At 63.6% G+C, this 15680-nt stretch carries 11 protein-coding genes and 2 pseudogenes; 5 read left to right on the forward strand and 8 right to left on the reverse strand.

Going from position 1 to position 15680, the window contains the following annotated elements:
* Window positions 1-38: 38 nt before the first annotated feature.
* Window positions 39-338: a hypothetical protein gene (locus E3T48_RS02105; RefSeq protein WP_134522230.1), complete on the forward strand. Its 300-nt coding sequence runs from the start codon at window positions 39-41 to the stop codon at window positions 336-338.
* A 34-nt stretch (window positions 339-372) separates the two neighbouring features.
* Here E3T48_RS02105 and E3T48_RS02110 read toward each other — a convergent pair whose 3' ends face one another.
* The 4 genes from E3T48_RS02110 to E3T48_RS02125 form a co-directional block, all read right to left on the reverse strand.
* The gene (locus E3T48_RS02110; RefSeq protein ID WP_134522231.1) at window positions 373-741 is read right to left on the reverse strand and encodes a hypothetical protein; all 369 of its coding nucleotides are present in this window, start codon (window positions 739-741) and stop codon (window positions 373-375) included.
* A gap of 194 nt (window positions 742-935) precedes the next feature.
* The gene (locus tag E3T48_RS02115) at window positions 936-1745 is read right to left on the reverse strand and encodes an alpha/beta hydrolase family protein (RefSeq protein ID WP_166789599.1); all 810 of its coding nucleotides are present in this window, start codon (window positions 1743-1745) and stop codon (window positions 936-938) included.
* A 125-nt stretch (window positions 1746-1870) separates the two neighbouring features.
* Window positions 1871-2791: an SGNH/GDSL hydrolase family protein gene (locus tag E3T48_RS02120; RefSeq protein ID WP_134522233.1), complete on the reverse strand. Its 921-nt coding sequence runs from the start codon at window positions 2789-2791 to the stop codon at window positions 1871-1873.
* Window positions 2792-3032: 241 nt separating this feature from the next.
* Window positions 3033-5321, reverse strand: coding sequence for an FAD-dependent oxidoreductase (locus E3T48_RS02125; RefSeq protein ID WP_134522234.1), 2289 nt, complete (start codon window positions 5319-5321; stop codon window positions 3033-3035).
* 213 nt (window positions 5322-5534) lie between these two features.
* Between E3T48_RS02125 and E3T48_RS02130 the strand changes: the two genes are divergently transcribed.
* The 4 genes and pseudogenes from E3T48_RS02130 to E3T48_RS17560 all read left to right on the forward strand — a co-directional run.
* Window positions 5535-6845: an MFS transporter gene (locus tag E3T48_RS02130; RefSeq protein WP_134522235.1), complete on the forward strand. Its 1311-nt coding sequence runs from the start codon at window positions 5535-5537 to the stop codon at window positions 6843-6845.
* A 12-nt stretch (window positions 6846-6857) separates the two neighbouring features.
* Window positions 6858-7643, forward strand: a complete 786-nt coding sequence (locus E3T48_RS02135; protein WP_198417603.1) for an IclR family transcriptional regulator — start codon at window positions 6858-6860, stop codon at window positions 7641-7643.
* Between the two features lie 518 nt (window positions 7644-8161).
* A pseudogene (locus E3T48_RS02140) lies at window positions 8162-8751 on the forward strand (recombinase family protein).
* A gap of 51 nt (window positions 8752-8802) precedes the next feature.
* Window positions 8803-9114, forward strand: a pseudogene (locus E3T48_RS17560) (nuclear transport factor 2 family protein); the annotation flags it as partial.
* A 55-nt stretch (window positions 9115-9169) separates the two neighbouring features.
* On the opposite strand, the gene E3T48_RS02150 reads toward E3T48_RS17560, so the two are convergent.
* From E3T48_RS02150 to E3T48_RS02165, 4 genes are all read right to left on the reverse strand, one after another.
* Entirely contained in the window at window positions 9170-11404 is a 2235-nt protein-coding gene (locus E3T48_RS02150) for a putative bifunctional diguanylate cyclase/phosphodiesterase (protein ID WP_166789600.1), read from the reverse strand.
* 428 nt (window positions 11405-11832) lie between these two features.
* A complete protein-coding gene (locus E3T48_RS02155; RefSeq protein ID WP_166789601.1) occupies window positions 11833-12099 on the reverse strand; it encodes a sortase family protein in 267 nt (88 codons plus the stop codon).
* A 303-nt stretch (window positions 12100-12402) separates the two neighbouring features.
* A complete protein-coding gene (locus E3T48_RS02160) occupies window positions 12403-13020 on the reverse strand; it encodes a hypothetical protein (protein ID WP_134522238.1) in 618 nt (205 codons plus the stop codon).
* Between the two features lie 299 nt (window positions 13021-13319).
* Window positions 13320-15623, reverse strand: coding sequence for a putative bifunctional diguanylate cyclase/phosphodiesterase (locus E3T48_RS02165; RefSeq protein WP_134522239.1), 2304 nt, complete (start codon window positions 15621-15623; stop codon window positions 13320-13322).
* Between the last annotated feature and the right edge of the window lie 57 nt (window positions 15624-15680).

A 15680-nucleotide genomic window follows, 5' to 3' on the forward strand; every position in this document is an offset into this window, starting at 1 on the left:
AAACATCATCGCCCACCCGCAAGGATTAACACGGACCCATGCCGAAAGCAAAGAACCACGCCGACGAACCTAAAATAAACGCGACTGTAGTACTAGCCGAACTGCTCGCTGCACTGAGCTGGTTCGACGGTGCAATGGCTGCAACTCCCAAAAGCCCGGTCACCGGGGCGATGACCTTCTTCCCCGGGTCGAGCCTCACCTACAGCCCATCCGCCAGCGGCTTTAGCCTCTCGATCAACTTCGGCTGGGTTTGCCTGGCCGTCGGACTCATCGCCTTCGTACTTGCCGCACGGCCATGGCGGCTTTTTGCCCACCGCGCTGTGTCGCTCTCGCAGTAGCCAACCGCCATCGGGACGGTCTGGGTCTGATTCTTTAGAGCGATGCGTGCCAGGTTTGTCGAGTGGCGAGCCGGGCGGTCAGGAAGAGCGCAATGCCAATGACTCCGAGGATCGCGGCGAACGTGATTCCCCAGTCCCACACGCTCGACTGGGTGTGCACCAGGAGGAGTTCGTGGTCGCTCGTGAAATAGGAGCATCGGACTCCAACGGGAAAGAACGAAAATGCCCCGTCCGCGGTCCATCCTGCTGAGGGCAGAGCCAGATTGCCTAGCTCGGGATTCTGATAGCAGGATTCACCGATATGCGCATGTGAGATGAACGCGAACTGCAGCCCAGCCAAGGCCATGAGGGCCATCGACGAAATGCCGAGGATCCAAGACCGCGCAGTCACGGAGAGGAGCACGGGAAAAGCCGGTCTTTGCAGTTGCATTTCGTGTACCCCCTCCTGAATAAACTACGTGCTGCCGGACACCGAGTAAGCGCTTTAAAACTGAAAGGAAGGAAGTCGCCGGCCTACAGAGTCAAGGCCCGTAGCCGAACGGTTAGTGCGGCAGCTCACTTGAAGGAACTCGCGTTTTCGAGTGCAGGCCCACTTATCTATTTGCTGGCCTCGGGAGCTTCAGCGAATGGGCCGCCTTGTTCCGGGGCCTGGCACGACGCCGGTCCTGAGCTGGGATCGGCCGCGTCAGGGTGGAGATAACGTGCCAAAAAGGCCGCGCTGCGGCGGATGATGTCATCGGCTTGCTCGAAGCTCCATGAGCTGTGCGGGTAGCCGTCGAAGACGTCGATCTGATCGGTGGGCTGGCAGGCGTTGATCAGGGCTTCTCGGTTCTCGACGGAGACGTACTTATCGCTAGTGCCGAAAACCAAATAGCACGGCGCAGTGACCTCCTTCAACTTGCCGACTATGTCGGCACGGTGAGCCTCGGTCCAAAACGCATTGTCGACACGCTGACCACCCTCCTCCACGAAACCTCGCGGATCGGGTGCGAACTGGTCCGTGCTTGCATCAGGCACCCACGACACTACGGCGCTCACATCCAGCCCAGCGGCAGCGCAGATCACGGCAGAACCACCCATGCTCTGCCCGAAAAGGGCGACCCGCTTGCCCTCGCCAAGGTACTTGCGTGTCAGGGTACGAATGACGCTAACCCAATCGTCGAAACGCGAGTCGATGAAGTCGCCTTCCGAGTCACCCGACCCGTACTGATCAAAACGGAGCGACGAGATTCCGTGGGAGGCCAATGCGCGAGCGAGGGTAACGAAGGTTCGATTCGGTCCCGACTTCTCCCCCCGGAATCCGTGACAGAACAACACGACGTCGTCACTGCGCGCATGGTGGGTCACGGACGCCAGCTGGTGGCCACCAACCGAGATCCCCGAAAACACTTCGCTGTCCGTTGACACAGTCCCGATCTTCCCATCCTCGCTGCCTGAACGCCGCGGCACACACTGAAGCGCTTCGAAAGAGGACGTCCTGCGCGACGAATTGACTGCTTCGCCGCGCGTTTGCCATGCGTGCCGATGCTGTGTCAGATGGGAACCGTTGGCGGGCTTTCGCTGTTCGCGCAGGCGCAGGCGCAGACAAAGTAGGCAGCCTCGAGTGGGGAGGATGACTCGGGCCTCCCGACTGAATTACAAACTGCGCTACGAGCGCGGCGGTTCAACGCGTCGAGGGCCGTGCGAGCCAGCGCGGCGTTGCCCGCTTCATTGGGATGCACCTGGTCTGGTTGGGTGTGCAGCAGCTTGTTCCAGTACCCCGGCTGGTTCGGGTCGGCGACGATGACGTTCGGAAATTCGATCGCCAGGTCGTCGATCAGCGCGTTGAACGCGTCCAGGGCCTCGTCCGAACCGTGCGGAAACATGGCCGACGCGGCGTAGTCCGGCAAGTAGGGCTCCTTCATCATCAGCACGGTTGACGGAGCGAAAAGCTGCGGGACGAGCGCGCCAACGGCGAGCGGCCCAGTGCCGGTTGCGTGCGTGAAGCGAAGTCGGTGTCCGCGTGCAGTGAGTGGGGCGCGATAGGCGCAAGGCGTCCAGGCTGTGGACGAGACGCAGTGGTCGCCCAGGGGAAACGCATCAATGGCCGCGCCGGCGCTGCTCAGGTCGGTGACGGCAACCCTTGATGTGCTCGTGTTGTTCGTGCCAGCGAAGACAAGGTAGGCGTCCCCGGGTGGGAACGTCACGTCGACGCAATCTCCAGAACGGAATGTCTGCCGCCAGACGCCGGCGTTCTTCGCTGGTGCGGCTTCAGTCGCCAGCCAGGAGCCGGTGAAGGTGAACGTCTCCGTTTCATTCACTTCTCTCCGAGACGCCGAGTTGACGACGGCCATCAGCGTGCGGAGTGAAGTCCGAGCCGTGGCCAGGTCCGCAGGGGACGCGCCGTTCAACCGGGCGCTGTTGATCAACCCTTGAATGATGACCAGCGCGGCACCGCCGGGATGAGGCAGCATGGCGCTTCCGAGTGCGCGGACGGCAGTGTCACGAATGAGCGATCCGCCGACCGCGCGCTTCAGGTCGTCGGCGCGGCCCGCACTCGAGGTCGGGTAGGTCAGGCCGAGGGACGCGGCGACCAGTCGCGCGTAGTACGTTGATCGGTCGGGCAGCCCCTGTTCGGCCAGGAACGAGTGGCCGTACGTGATCAGTTCGCGGGTGCCGCCGGGCTGTGGGCTCGGGTGATCGCTACGGACAGGCTCACTCGTAGACCTTGATCGCACTCACCATCGTGGTGGGGCTTCCGTTGGTGCGCGTGGCCACCACGCGGATACCCGTGGTGCTCACGGAATCGAAGGTGTGAATGCGGTGCCGGTGGTGGTTGGCCGTGACGACGGCGACGGGGTGCCAGCTGCGGGCATCCTTCGGCCCAGAGGCGACCTCGACCCGGTAGTCGGCCACGAGCTCGGGAACAGTCTCGAACTCGGTGCGGTGGTGGTGCAGGTTGATGAGGTCCTCGTCGACGTCGTCGTTGAACACGATGCGCACCGAGCTCACGGTGACGGGCGTCGTCCAGTCGAGTTGCAGGTGCTCGGCGGGGGCTGCGGCCGGGGCGGTGCCGGGAGTCGGGCGCGACGGCGACGATGACCACATCCGGGGCCCGGCATGGGGGCGCTGGTAGCCGTCGGTCACGTGGGCCGGAGCGTAGGCGTCGGTGTCGGGGCTTGCGGAGAAGACGAAGCCTTGACGCCGGAGGGGCGCGGCATTCCACTCGACGATCGGTTGGTTGTCCTGGTCGGGGATGTGGTCGTCGAACTCGGCGTCGCCCGATTTCTTCGCGACGAGCGCGAGCACACCGTAGGGGCGCTCGTCGGCGAGAAGCAGCGAGACGAGCGGGTTCGCGCGCACGATGACGACGGCGTTCTGCGCGCTGTCGGGGGCCCAGTCCAAGGCCGCGCGCACTACGACGCCATCGCCCGCGGTAACCGCAACGTGGGTCGTGCTGAGGCGGTGGATGGGCACGTAGTTCTGCGGCTTGCCGGTGTCCCAGAGTTCGATCTGCAGTTCGGTGGCGGCGTCGGAATCCACGGTGAAGTTGATAAAATCGAGCCGGGGCTCCACCGGGAGGACGATGGCCGCATCCCGGTCGAGCAGGAACGTTCCTGTCGCCGCACCGACCGGGATATCCAGGCGGCGACGGGTGCTCGACGCCGTCACCGTGGCCGACGCGGCCAGATCGAGGGGGTCTGTCACTTGTGCACCGACCACGGATGCGTCGGTGCGCGCGAGCGCCGCGCGCAACTCCTCGAGGTGCACGGTTCCGACCTCCCGGGGGGTGATGCCGAGGGATGCGGCCAGCGCCGCGCCGGTTCCCGCGGCCTCGCCCAGGGTGGAACAGGTGGCCATGACGCGCGTCGACCCGAACGCGACGTGCGAGGCGGAAATGTTGCGGCCCGCGAAGAGCAGGTTGTCGATGTTGCGCGAGTAGAGACAGCGGAAGGGGATGTCGTAGACGCCGTTGGAGTAGCGCTGCAGGGCTCCGACCGTCTCGGCGTACACGCCCTCGACCGGGTGCAGGTCGATCGACCAGCCGCCGAAGGCGACGGCGTCGTCGAAGCTGGTCTGGTCGAGGATGTCGTTCTGGGTGAGGGTGTAGTCGCCGACGAAACGGCGGTACTCGCGCTTGCCGGGGATGGACCCGACCCACTCCAGGGTGAGGTTGTCGGCGTCGAACTTTCCGGAATTCTTGATGTAGTCCCAGATGCCGTAGGCGAGTCCCCACAGCTCGTCGCGGATCTGTTCGTTGTCGCCGACTGTGTCGAGTTCGCCGCCCCACTCGATCCACCAATAGTCACAGCCGTTGTCTCCGGTGCGGATGATCCGGTTGGCCAGGATCGGCGTCTGGGAGATGTCCTTGGCGATGGAGGGCGGCACGAATTTCTCGGGTCGTCCGGCATCCTTCGTGTAAAAGAACAGGCTGCTGCCCAGCAGTTCGTCGTCGGCCCGCTCGGGCGCCCACTCCTCGTTGTAGGTGTACCGCGACTCGCGGCCGACCCGGAATTCCGCGCCCGCGAGAGCGCCGACCAGCCCGTCGCCCGTGCAATCGATGAAGATCGGTGCGTCGAATCGTGTCAGGATCTCGGAGCCCATCGTCCAGCCGGTCACGGCTTCGATGCGGGACCGGTCGGTTGCTGACAGTTCCACGTCTCTGACGTCGGTGTTCAGGTGCAGCGTGAGGTTCGGTTCCGCCCTGACGAGGTCGAGCACGGTCTGATCCCAGTAGTAGGGGTTTCCTTCCGGATTGCGAAACTGATTCTCGAGGAACAGCTCGCCCATAATCCCGGTCTCGCGGGCGAAGCGCTGCCGGCCGTGGGCGGTGGCGCCGACGACCCAGACCCGGATTTCGCTGGAGGAGTTGCCGCCGAGCACGGGGCGATTGCTGATGAGTGATACCCGTGACCCCAGCCGGGCTGCGGCCACAGCCGCTGAGACTCCGGCCAGGCCGCCCCCGATAACAACGACGTCACTGGATTCACTTCTCGTGTGCATGAACTCTCCTGTATCGCGGGATGCAGTATCCCGCTCGACTCATCTCTGAGGAATGACTCCAATTTACCATGGAACGGGAGGGACTTGCCGCTGTGCAGTGAACATGTGTCATTCAGTGGTACTTTTGAATCGCCAACGCGGCGCCCATGACAAAGATGCGTGAGGACACGACAATTGAATGATCCATCCACCACCACCACAGATCCGGCAGCAATGAGCAGCACACTCGAGACGGCTCCCGTTACCGGCGAGGAACGCAAGCGTCAACTCCGCAAGGCGATCGGAGCCGCCGGCATCGGCCACTTCGTCGAGTGGTTCGACTTCGGGCTCTACGGCACGCTCGCGACCGTGATTAGTCTCAACTTCTTCCAGCAGGTCAATGCCCAGGCGGCGCTGATCGCCGCTTTCGCCGTTTTCGGTGCCGGATTCGTGATGCGCCCCCTCGGCGGGCTGTTCTTCGGCTCGCTGGGCGACCGGATCGGACGCAAAACGATCCTCGCCGCCGTGATCCTGGTCACATCCGGGGCGACCTTCGTGATGGGGCTCCTGCCCACCTTCGGTGTGATCGGCCTGTGGGCGCCGATCTTGCTCGTGCTCGTGCGACTCGTCCAGGGCTTCGCGGCCGGCGGCGAAAGTTCGGGAGCGACCACTCTCCTCATCGAGTACGCGCCAGCGAATCGGCGTGGCTTCGTGACGAGCTTCATTGACGTGTTCGGCTTCTCGGCCTTCGTTGCCGGCGGTGGTCTCGTGCTCTTCTTGACTTCAGTGATGTCAGCGGATGATCTCAACAACTGGGGCTGGCGGCTCCCGTTCCTGCTCGCCGCACCACTCGGCCTCGTTGGTCTCTACATGCGGAGCCACCTGGAAGACACCCCGGAATTCCTGGCGATCAAGGCCAAGGGCGCCCTCCAGAAGTCTCCCCTCCTCGCATCCCTCAGGACATCGTGGCGCGCGCTCCTGTTCTGCGTCGGCTTCGTCGTGCTGAAGGCGGTCGGGCACTGGATCCTGCAGACCTTCATGCCGTCCTACCTGCAGACCAATCTCGGCTACAACCGGCCGGTCAGCTACGCGGTCACCGTGATCGGCCTCGCCGTGATCGTGGTTCTCGTGCCGTTCATGGGCCTGCTCTCCGACAAGATCGGCCGCAAGCCCGTGATGATCGCCGGCTGCGTGGGCTTCATCGTCTTCACATACCCCACGCTCATGCTGATGAGCGCCGGCAACTTCGTCGCCGCTACGTGCGCGATGGTCATCCTCGGCATCTTCATGGCCGCGTTCGACGGAGCATCAAGCGCCGCTATGGCAGAATTGTTTCCAACGAGCATCCGCTATGGAAGCATTTCTATCGCCTATAACCTTGCCGTGGCGTTCTTCGGCGGGATCACCCCGCTGTTCGCGGCATTTCTCATCACCAGCACCGGAAACACGTTCGCCCCCGCGTTCTACGTGATGGGCGCGGCTCTCATTACCCTCCTGGTCGTGGTCCGCGCTCGCGAAACAGCGCACAGCCCACTACCTTCATAGACGGAGACACACGTGCCAGCCGAGATCAACCAGAGCATCGGGCGGGCGGCTGCAGTCTTGACCGCACTCGGCGAGTCGAAGGCGGGGGCGATGCGGGCATCCGACATCGCCCGCGCCATCGGACTGGGCGCGTCGACGACCTCGCGACTGCTCGGCACGCTCGAGGAGCTCGGCTATGTGCGCAAGGAAGCGGATGGACAGAACTACCAGATCGGCATGGGGATTGTCGCGTTGGCGAGCCTCGGCCTCAACCAGAACCCGGTGCACCGGGAATCGCGGGTGGCCGCCCAGGAACTCGCCCAGCGCACCGGCCTCAGCGTCAACGTAGCGGTTCGCGACGGCGCCGGCCTCGTCTACCTCTGCCATTTCGAGGGTAACCTGGCGCCCAAAGCGCACACCATGATCGGCATGGGGCAGCCGATGCACGGGTCGGCGCTCGGCAAATGCCTCCTGCTCGATCTGACGGAGAGCGAACGGACTGAGCTGCTCGGGGATCCGCTGCCGCGGTACACCGCGAACACAATCACCTCGCAGCACCAGCTGACCATTGAGCTCCAGCAGGCGGCGAAGCTCGGACGGTGCATGGAGATCGAGGAACTGGCCCTCGGCCGGTTGTGCGTGGCCGCCCCCATCCGCGAAGCCACCGGCGAGATCGTGGCGGCCATCTCGGTGTCCGGCCGTCTGACGGTCATGCGCAGCCATGACGTGGATGCGATCGCTGAGGAAGTCATCGAGGTCGCCGACCGCATCAGCATTGGGCTCGGGCTGATTACGGCGGTTCCCGCCGCGCAGCACTGAAAGCGTGGGTACCGCCGAAGTAACAGGGGCCTGCGAACAGGAGGGCGATCTCTGTCTGACAAGGTGCGCCATCGACCGAGCGCGATCCCGGAGGCTTCCTTGAGCTCGCACTTGTCCTCAGGGGCCGCGATGTGTTCGGAATCAGCGCCCTCGGATTACCGGTGAGGACTGCTTCCTCATGAAGATCCACGCCCGCGCAATTCACGACATCGAACGAATTCTCATTCAGGTTGCCCAATTCGGTCACACAGTTACCTCTATGGTCCGAGCAAGCCCTGTGCCGTCGCGCACATAACCGATCCTCGATGGCAACGCTCGAACATAAGGAAGTCCCGAAGAGAAGGTGCGCAATAGCGCCGAACCCATTCGTCACTTCGGCAAGCGGGACGTCCACCGGAACACCCAAGCGCACATAGAACGCCGAAGACAATCCGCATAGTTCCGCGGGCGCCTGATTCCCGTATGCCCCGCCCGAGAAAATGCCCGGTCAAGGGGGGCTAACCGGTACATTCAACACCATGACCGGACTCCTCATCGGATACGCCCGCGTATCTGCCAACGACCAAGACCTCACCGCCCAGAAAAACGCCCTGATCGCTCTTGGTGTGACGCCGGAGAAGACATTCACCGACCAAGGCCTGACGGGGCCAACCGGGCGCGACCCGGACTCAGGGAAGCACCGGCCGCCTGCCGGGACGGGGACACCCTGGTCGTGACCAAACTCGACCGACTGGCTCGATCCCTGCGCGATGCCAAGGACATTGTCGACGAACTCACCCGTCGCGAAGTCAAGCTCAGCATCGGAGGCTCCATCCACGACCCCACCGATCCCGTCGGACGGCTCCTCTTCAACGTCCTGGCCATGGTCGCGGAATTCGAAGCCGACCTGATCCGCGCACGAACCCGGGAGGGGATGGCCGTCGCCAAGGCTAAGGGCCGCCTACGAGGGAAACAACCTAAGCTCTCCAAAGCACAGGAGACGCACCTGGTCTCCGTTCATCTGGCGGGGACGCACACGACAGTGGAACTAGCCGAACTGTTCGGGGTAGCCCGCTCAACCATCTACCGTGCCATCAAGCGCCGTCACGCTGGCGACACCACCGTCTAGAACCGGACGATTCCGCCATCCGAGCCCGAATCCGCGCCGGCGCCCCTAAACGTGAATTTCCGTACCGATCCTCCTCGGACCCCTTTCCCCTCTCTGTCAACACTGGGTGAGGCAGAATCGAGCTTCCAGGATGCTCTTCGACGAAACGACATTGTCGGGTCGAACGGGCAGCTGCAAGAGGACGTTCGCTTTGTGGGTGCGGACGGACGGACAATCGACAAAGGGACGGACCTGGCCGCCCACCGGTTCGGGTCCTTCGCGTTCTCCGAGGTTTCGGCGCTGCGCCGCGAGGTGCAGGTGTTCGGCTCGGTGGGCGTGACGCTTGTCACGCTCCATCTTGTCGGCAGCGCGCGCGGCGCACCGCTCGATGCCGTCCTCGCTTACACGCGCACGTGGAGTCGGCAAGGTCGTTCTTGGATCATTGTTGCGGCCCATGGCTCTGCAGCCCCGCGCGGGTGTGGTGTGGAAGCTCACCGACCTCTTTGTCTGGGGTGTTTGTGTCCCGGAGGTTGTCCCGCAACCAGAGCGAGCATGCGGCCGCCGCCATGGGCCGCGCATAGAGGTAGCCTTGCGCCGAGTTCGTGCCGATCCCCTCCAGGAAGTGCTGCTGGTCGACTCCTATGACTCCCTCGGCAACGGTCTGGATGCCGAGCTCGGCGCTCATTCGGACGATTGCGCTGATGACGGTGCGGTCCACCGCGTTCGTGAGCGCGCCCGCGACGAAACTCATGTCCAGCTTGATGATGTCCACTGGCAGAGACCGCAAGGTGGTCAGCGACGAGTATCCCGTTCCGAAGTCGTCGACGGCGATCTTGACGCCGTGCGCAGCGAGCGACCGGAGCCGTTCGATGGCCACCGGGGAATCCAAGATGACGGTTTCGGTTAGTTCGAGGACGAGCCTGGCTGCGGGTAATCCTGTGACGGCGAGACAGTCGAGGACGGTGTCGATGAAGGGGTCGTGGTCGAGCTCCCTGGCGGACACGTTAACGTGTACGTCCAGCGGAATGCCTGGGTGGGCGTCCTGCCAGGCGGCGGCATCCGCGCAGGCATGCCGAAGGACGAAGGCTCCGATGTCGACGATGACACCGGTCCGCTCCGCGATCTCGATGAAGTGCCCCGGCATCAGCAAACCGCGCTCGGGATGCTGCCACCGCACCAGGGCCTCGACGCCGGTGCACTCGGTGCCCGGCAACGACACAATCGGCTGGTAGTGGACGACGAGTTCGCCGGCCGCCGCCGCCGCCGCGAGCTGCCATTCGAACGTGAGGCGGGGCGCATCGATCTGCAGGAGCCCGCGGTGATAGACCTGCACCTGGTCTTTCCCGTTGGCCTTGGCCGCATACATGGCAACATCGGCCTGGTGCACGAGTTCATCGATGTCGATTCCTGGCGTCGCGGTCGCGATACCGACGCTGGCCCCCACCCTGGCGATACGTCCGCCGATGACCATGGGCACCGTCAAGGCGCTGACCATCCGCTGTGCCACGTCCGTCGCGGTCGCGTTGGTCGCGCCATGCAACACGACAGCGAACTCGTCCCCACCCAGACGCGCGCACACATCCGCGGGGCGAGTGCACTCGCGCAGCCGCGCCGCGACCTCGACCAGCACCGCGTCGCCCCCGCGATGGCCCAGGACATCGTTGACGTCCTTGAAGTCGTCCAGGTCCAGGAAGAGGACGTGCAATCCGTCGGAACCTGTGCGCAGGCCGATCCCGGAGGAGAGTTTGGCGGTGAAAGAGGCTCGGTTGTCCAGCCCGGTTAGGGAGTCGAATTGCGCCTGCATCGTGAGCTGTTGATGTACGTCGCTGTTGCGCAGGGCCAGTGCCACCTGGTTGATCAGGTCACGAACGGACAGGAGAGCGTCAGACGGAATCTTTTTGGGCGCACCCACGAGCATCCAGGAGTCTTCACGCATCGCTCGCAAGCTGATACACGTCCAGTTGAGTGTGGCCCCGGCCGCAGCGTCGAGTGGTGCCGGGTCGAGCACCTGGGCCTCGTCCGGATCCGCGGTGGTCGAGATGACCGTTCCCGGAAACATGCCCGGAACAACCAGGAAGCTGCCGGCCGCTCCCTCGACGCGGAGATCCGAGCCATCCCGAATGGCCTTGAGCAGGCGTAATCCGGGCGTCGCCGCGCAAATTTCGGTGCAGGCCTTCCACGCGAGCACCCGGATCGGCACCGAGTCCGTAAGACCCAGCAGCTGTGAACCCGTTGCCGCGAGTGTCGTGTCCCGCCTGGTGCCCTGCTCGCGGGCGAGCAACCCGTTTCCAAGCTGGCGGGCGATGAAGCCGGCGAGGAACAGCACAGGGAAGGATTCGAACAGACCGTCGGTCGATGGAATCGCCGCGTGGGGCGGGACCAACGGCCACAGCGGCACCGTGACGGACAGCGCAGCGGCCATGAGGGCGCAGCGTAGCAGTGAACGCCAGGTTGAGCCGTACAGGGCCCGAAACCACACAGCGGTGAACACGTAGGCGACCACCGACGTCGGCGAAGGACTGGCCAGACCGAAAGCGACGATCACGACAGTGTCCAAAAGATCCAGCCAGAGAGGCACTCGGCGGTTCACGTAGACATGAATGCAGGACCCGACCAGTACCACAGCGCCGGTCAGCAGCACGAGGTCCCGAACCGGGTTCTCCTGGGCCGTCACTAGTGCCGCCGGCACGGACAGCAGCAGAGAAACCACCGCCAGAGCCGCGAACGACCACCTCGTGCTCTCGGTAATGCCGCCCGGTCGCCGTCGCAGTCCTCGCAGGCCCGCCCGATACGCTGATCTGCCAGCTGAAGCCCTCATCTGAGGCCGATCCTGTCTATTCGGTGGGCCGGCGGACCCGAGGGTTCCCTGTCTTTGCGACCCCGGCTCACGTCGGGTGTGCCAGGTGCGAAGGACGCAACAAAGCGTCCCTCAGCCGTTCTGTTGATCAAGTGATCTCCTGACCGTAGCAGTCCGGAGTTTGCATTGGATTCCCTCGCCGCACATCACAATTTCCGTGCCTCCGCGCGCGTTGATGGTCTTGACCCCGAATGGTGGACACCGCACAAGAGAGAATGCGGAGGGCCTCTGGGAGTCGGAGGCAGTCAACAGTCGCCATTCCTCACTTCCTGGTCCAATTGAAGCATGACGACGATGTTCTGCACGGTGGGAACATCCGGATTGTAGCCCACGGGCCTGTAGCAACTCACGAGCACCAGAGGGTTAGGGATGGCGTTAGTGACTTCGTCGTTGATCTTGTATTCCGCCTTGTTCAACTTGAGGCTTTTCTGCGCGATGTAGCTGAGCGTGCCATTTGCAGTGCCGATGCTCGCGACGGCTCCGGGCTGCAGGTCTTTGAGGACATTGAACACGGCCGCGTCGACCCGGGAATGCCCATAGAGATAATCCGTGTTGGCCGTGGCCGTCCCGGCCAGCCCATCCGGGATGGTCGTGTCTCAGGAAATCGTGGAGAGTTCGGGAGATCGAATCCGCCGTAGCCGTTGATCAAATCCTGGGCGTATTCGGGAACGGCTCCGTCGAGCCCGATCGATGGGGCTCCGAGGGGAACTGGTGCGGATGCCCAGACCACGGCGTCAGTGCCGGGCGAGGTGAGAACAATCCATCCGAGCGACAGTACGCAGAGGAGTGCCCCAACCCCGCCGAGCAGCGCCTTCCTAGCGACGGGTGCCCATCCAGCGCGCGGTGAACGCCACCGTCAACAACCCGGCTGGCAGAAGCACGCCGACCCCGAGGAAGACGGGAAAACCGGCGTCCCTGGCGGCGTGAGTGAAGCCGCCGGTCTTGGAGTCGTGCAGTGTGCTCTTCGCGAGCGGCAACGGCGTCGTCGCCGAGGCAAGCGCTACGTTCGTCAGTGACGCGGTGCGGATCACGACGGATCCGCCGCCGTTGGTGGATCCGTTGCACTGGGTGATCGTGGCGCCCGACGTGCTGGCGGGGAACGGGGCACAGTTGAGTGTGGGCGCGGTGCCTTCCGCTCCGGATCCGTTGCACTGGTCAACCGTTGCGCCGGTGACACCCGTTGCGCCGGTGACACCCGTTGTTTTAGATTCGGTGATGTTGTTGGTGATGTACACGTTGCCGATCGCGCTGCCGCCGCCGCCGCCGCCGTTTGCCGCATAGTTGCGCTGGTTTACGGATGTTGTGAGCGCGTCGTACGATGTCGTCGAGGTCGTGCAGGTTGGTTCCGTGTTGGCTGCGTCGTGACATTCCGTGATGATGACCGTGGAACTCGCCACTCCGGTGGTGACGTTGAGATTGTTGGTGACGGTCATGTCACAGCTGAGTCCTAAACCGCCGATGTTGTCGACGTTGTTATAGTGGGCGATCGTTTGGGCGGCCAAGGCTGAGCCGCCCGAGGGGGCGAAGGCCAGACACAGTACCGCGATCAGCAGCGCCGCGGGCAGGACTGAAGCTCTCTTCAGTGAAGTACCGAAACGAGTGGCGCCGGTGGCGCAGGGTTAGACGCAACGTGGCTCACGGCACTCCTCAAAGAGGGTTTGAGGCCACCACGGTGCTCGGGCCCAGGCCGGGCGGGGCGCGGGTGCTCGGGGATCCGCCGCGAGTCTTGAGGTCAGCTCGATTTGTAGGCCGCTTTGGCTGGTCCTTCTTGTCGGCTAGCGAACCACTCATCCAGCTGGGCTGCGGGGACTGGTCGGGACATGAAGAATCCCTGTGCGGCGTCGCAGCCGAAGACGGCCAGATCCGAGTAGGTAGCACTGTTTTCGACGCCTTCAGCGACCATGCGCAGGCCGAGGCTATGGGCAAGGTCAATGGTTGAGACGACCAGTGCTGTCGCCCGGGGGTCGCCGGCCATGGGCATGACAAATGATTTGTCGAGTTTGAGTTCGTCGATGGGGAGGTCACGCAGGTACGCCAAAGAGCTATAACCGGTGCCGAAATCATCAACAGCGATCCGCACACCCGTGGCCCGTAACCGTGTCAGGATTGCGCGGGCTCGGTCCCGGTCGGTCATCAAGAAATCTTCGGTGATCTCCAATACGAGGACGGACGGTGATAGGCCCCGGGCGGCGACCATGGAGCTGATGCGTTCGGGCAGGGCCGTATCGATCAGTGAGCTGGCCGAGATGTTTACCGCCATTGTCACGAGTTGGCCCTGCGCGTGCCAGATTGCGGTCTGGTCTAATGCTTTCTCAAGAACGATTTGGGTCATGGCGTGCATGAGCCCGCCTTCCTCGACCAGGTGGAGGAAGGCGTCGGGTTGCAACTGTCCTCTCGTGGGGTGGTTCCAGCGGACGAGTGCCTCCACTCCGCAAACGTCACCGGTGTGGAGGTCGATTTTAGGTTGATAGTGGAGGATCAATTGGTCCTCGTGCAGCGCCAGACGCAATTCCTCCAGTGTGCGGAGTCGGGTTTCACCGTGGCTGTCGTCGTCGTTTCGGTAGATGTGGTGCCCGCTGCGGGTTGTTTTCGCCTTGTACATCGCCATGTCTGCCTTGCGCATGAGCACGGTGAGTTCCTCGCCCTGCTCGGGGTAGATTGCGATTCCGATACTGGCGCTTGCCTGAACTGTGATCCCCTCCAGGGTGAATGGCTGCGCCAGCGCCGCACGCAGCTTCAGGGCTACAGCCTCCGCTTGGTCAGGGCCTGAGCTGTCGAGGTGGATCACGAACTCGTCCCCGCCGACGCGCGCGAGTAGATCTGTCGGGCGGAGTTGTCCTGATAGTCGCGCGGCGACTTGGATCAGGAGGCGGTCACCGACGTCGTGGCCGAGGCTATCGTTGACCTCTTTGAACTTGTCGAGATCGAGCAGCAGCAGCGCGCTCTTTCGGCGCAGATCGGCCGAGAGACGTACGGGGACGTCAGCGGAGATGGCACGCCGGTTTGGCAGCCCAGTGAGATCATCGGTCCGTGCTTGGCGATGGGCATCAGCGATCCGGATCCGCTGACGGAATACCAAGGGCAATGCTGCCAGAGTCAGTGTCAGTGCGGCCGGGACCACCGCGAGTGGCGAGATCCGCAGCTGGGTGGTACCCAGAATCAGAACGCCTAGGCTGGCGGCGGTCGCGATCGTTGGCACCGTCTGGACGGGAATTGACCACGTTGCGGGGTTCTTCTTCTCGTCGGAGCGGGCCTCCCCATTGACCCATGATGCGATCAGGGCGAGACCGAGGGCCCAGCCCGCGTCCAAAGGTGTCCCTACCACGTAGAGACCGTTCAACTCCAGTGACGCGTAAATGACATCGGCAGCAGCGAAGGCCACCAGTCCGAGCACGAGAAAGGTCCAGCCCTGACCAATGCTCTTGCCTTGAGACGCTCCGATGCCTACGAAGATGGACACCAGCAACAGGTCGAAAAGGGGGTAGGCGACAGCCAGCGATGTGGCCAGGGAGGCCGGGGCGTCAAGGGCGGATTCTATGATCGGGTCGAGCAACACCGCCAACACGGCGGCCGCGCCCAGGGATCCCACAGCACCATCCAAAATCACCGGCCAGCCCAACCCCCGGATCTGACGCCTCGCCAGCACGGCCAACGCCCCCAACATCAGCGGGTAGAAGCCCAGGAACCCGATGTCGGCCAGCGACGGATACGGCATCGTCCCTCCCCCGGCCGTCGCGAGAACGTAGTACGTGTCTCCGACAGCGAATGAAGTCACGGCGGCCGAGGCCAGTAGCACGTCAAAGCGTCGAAATTCGGTTCTCCGCACTGCTAGCCAGCACACTGCAACGGGAACCCATACGGTCAGAATCCCAAGCCAACCATCCACGAGCGGGCTGAAATCCACTCCGTTTCTGATCATCAAGCCGACCACGTAGCTCACCAGGGTCACCCCCAGCACCCAAATGGGCCACCCACCTGATCGACCGATCACGCCGGGCAAAACGTCGGTATTCTCCGTGCGTGTGTTCGCCAGCATCGGTTCCCATCTCTTTGGACCAACCTAGTGCCATCGATCGCCCACAGACGGACCCGA

Origin of the sequence: Cryobacterium fucosi (assembly GCF_004403515.1) — a bacterium.
Classification (GTDB): domain Bacteria; phylum Actinomycetota; class Actinomycetes; order Actinomycetales; family Microbacteriaceae; genus Cryobacterium; species Cryobacterium fucosi.

Bases quoted from the DNA above. Each gene is read 5' to 3' on its own strand.
- E3T48_RS02120 (WP_134522233.1), bottom strand. From the start codon at position 2,791: ATGCTGCCTCATCCCGGCGGTGCCGCGCTGGTCATCATTCAAGGGTTG.
- E3T48_RS02105 (WP_134522230.1), top strand. From the start codon at position 39: ATGCCGAAAGCAAAGAACCACGCCGACGAACCTAAAATAAACGCGACT.
- E3T48_RS02130 (WP_134522235.1), top strand. From the start codon at position 5,535: ATGAGCAGCACACTCGAGACGGCTCCCGTTACCGGCGAGGAACGCAAG.
- E3T48_RS02160 (WP_134522238.1), bottom strand. From the start codon at position 13,020: ATGACCGTCACCAACAATCTCAACGTCACCACCGGAGTGGCGAGTTCC.
- E3T48_RS02125 (WP_134522234.1), bottom strand. From the start codon at position 5,321: ATGCACACGAGAAGTGAATCCAGTGACGTCGTTGTTATCGGGGGCGGC.
- E3T48_RS02165 (WP_134522239.1), bottom strand. From the start codon at position 15,623: ATGCTGGCGAACACACGCACGGAGAATACCGACGTTTTGCCCGGCGTG.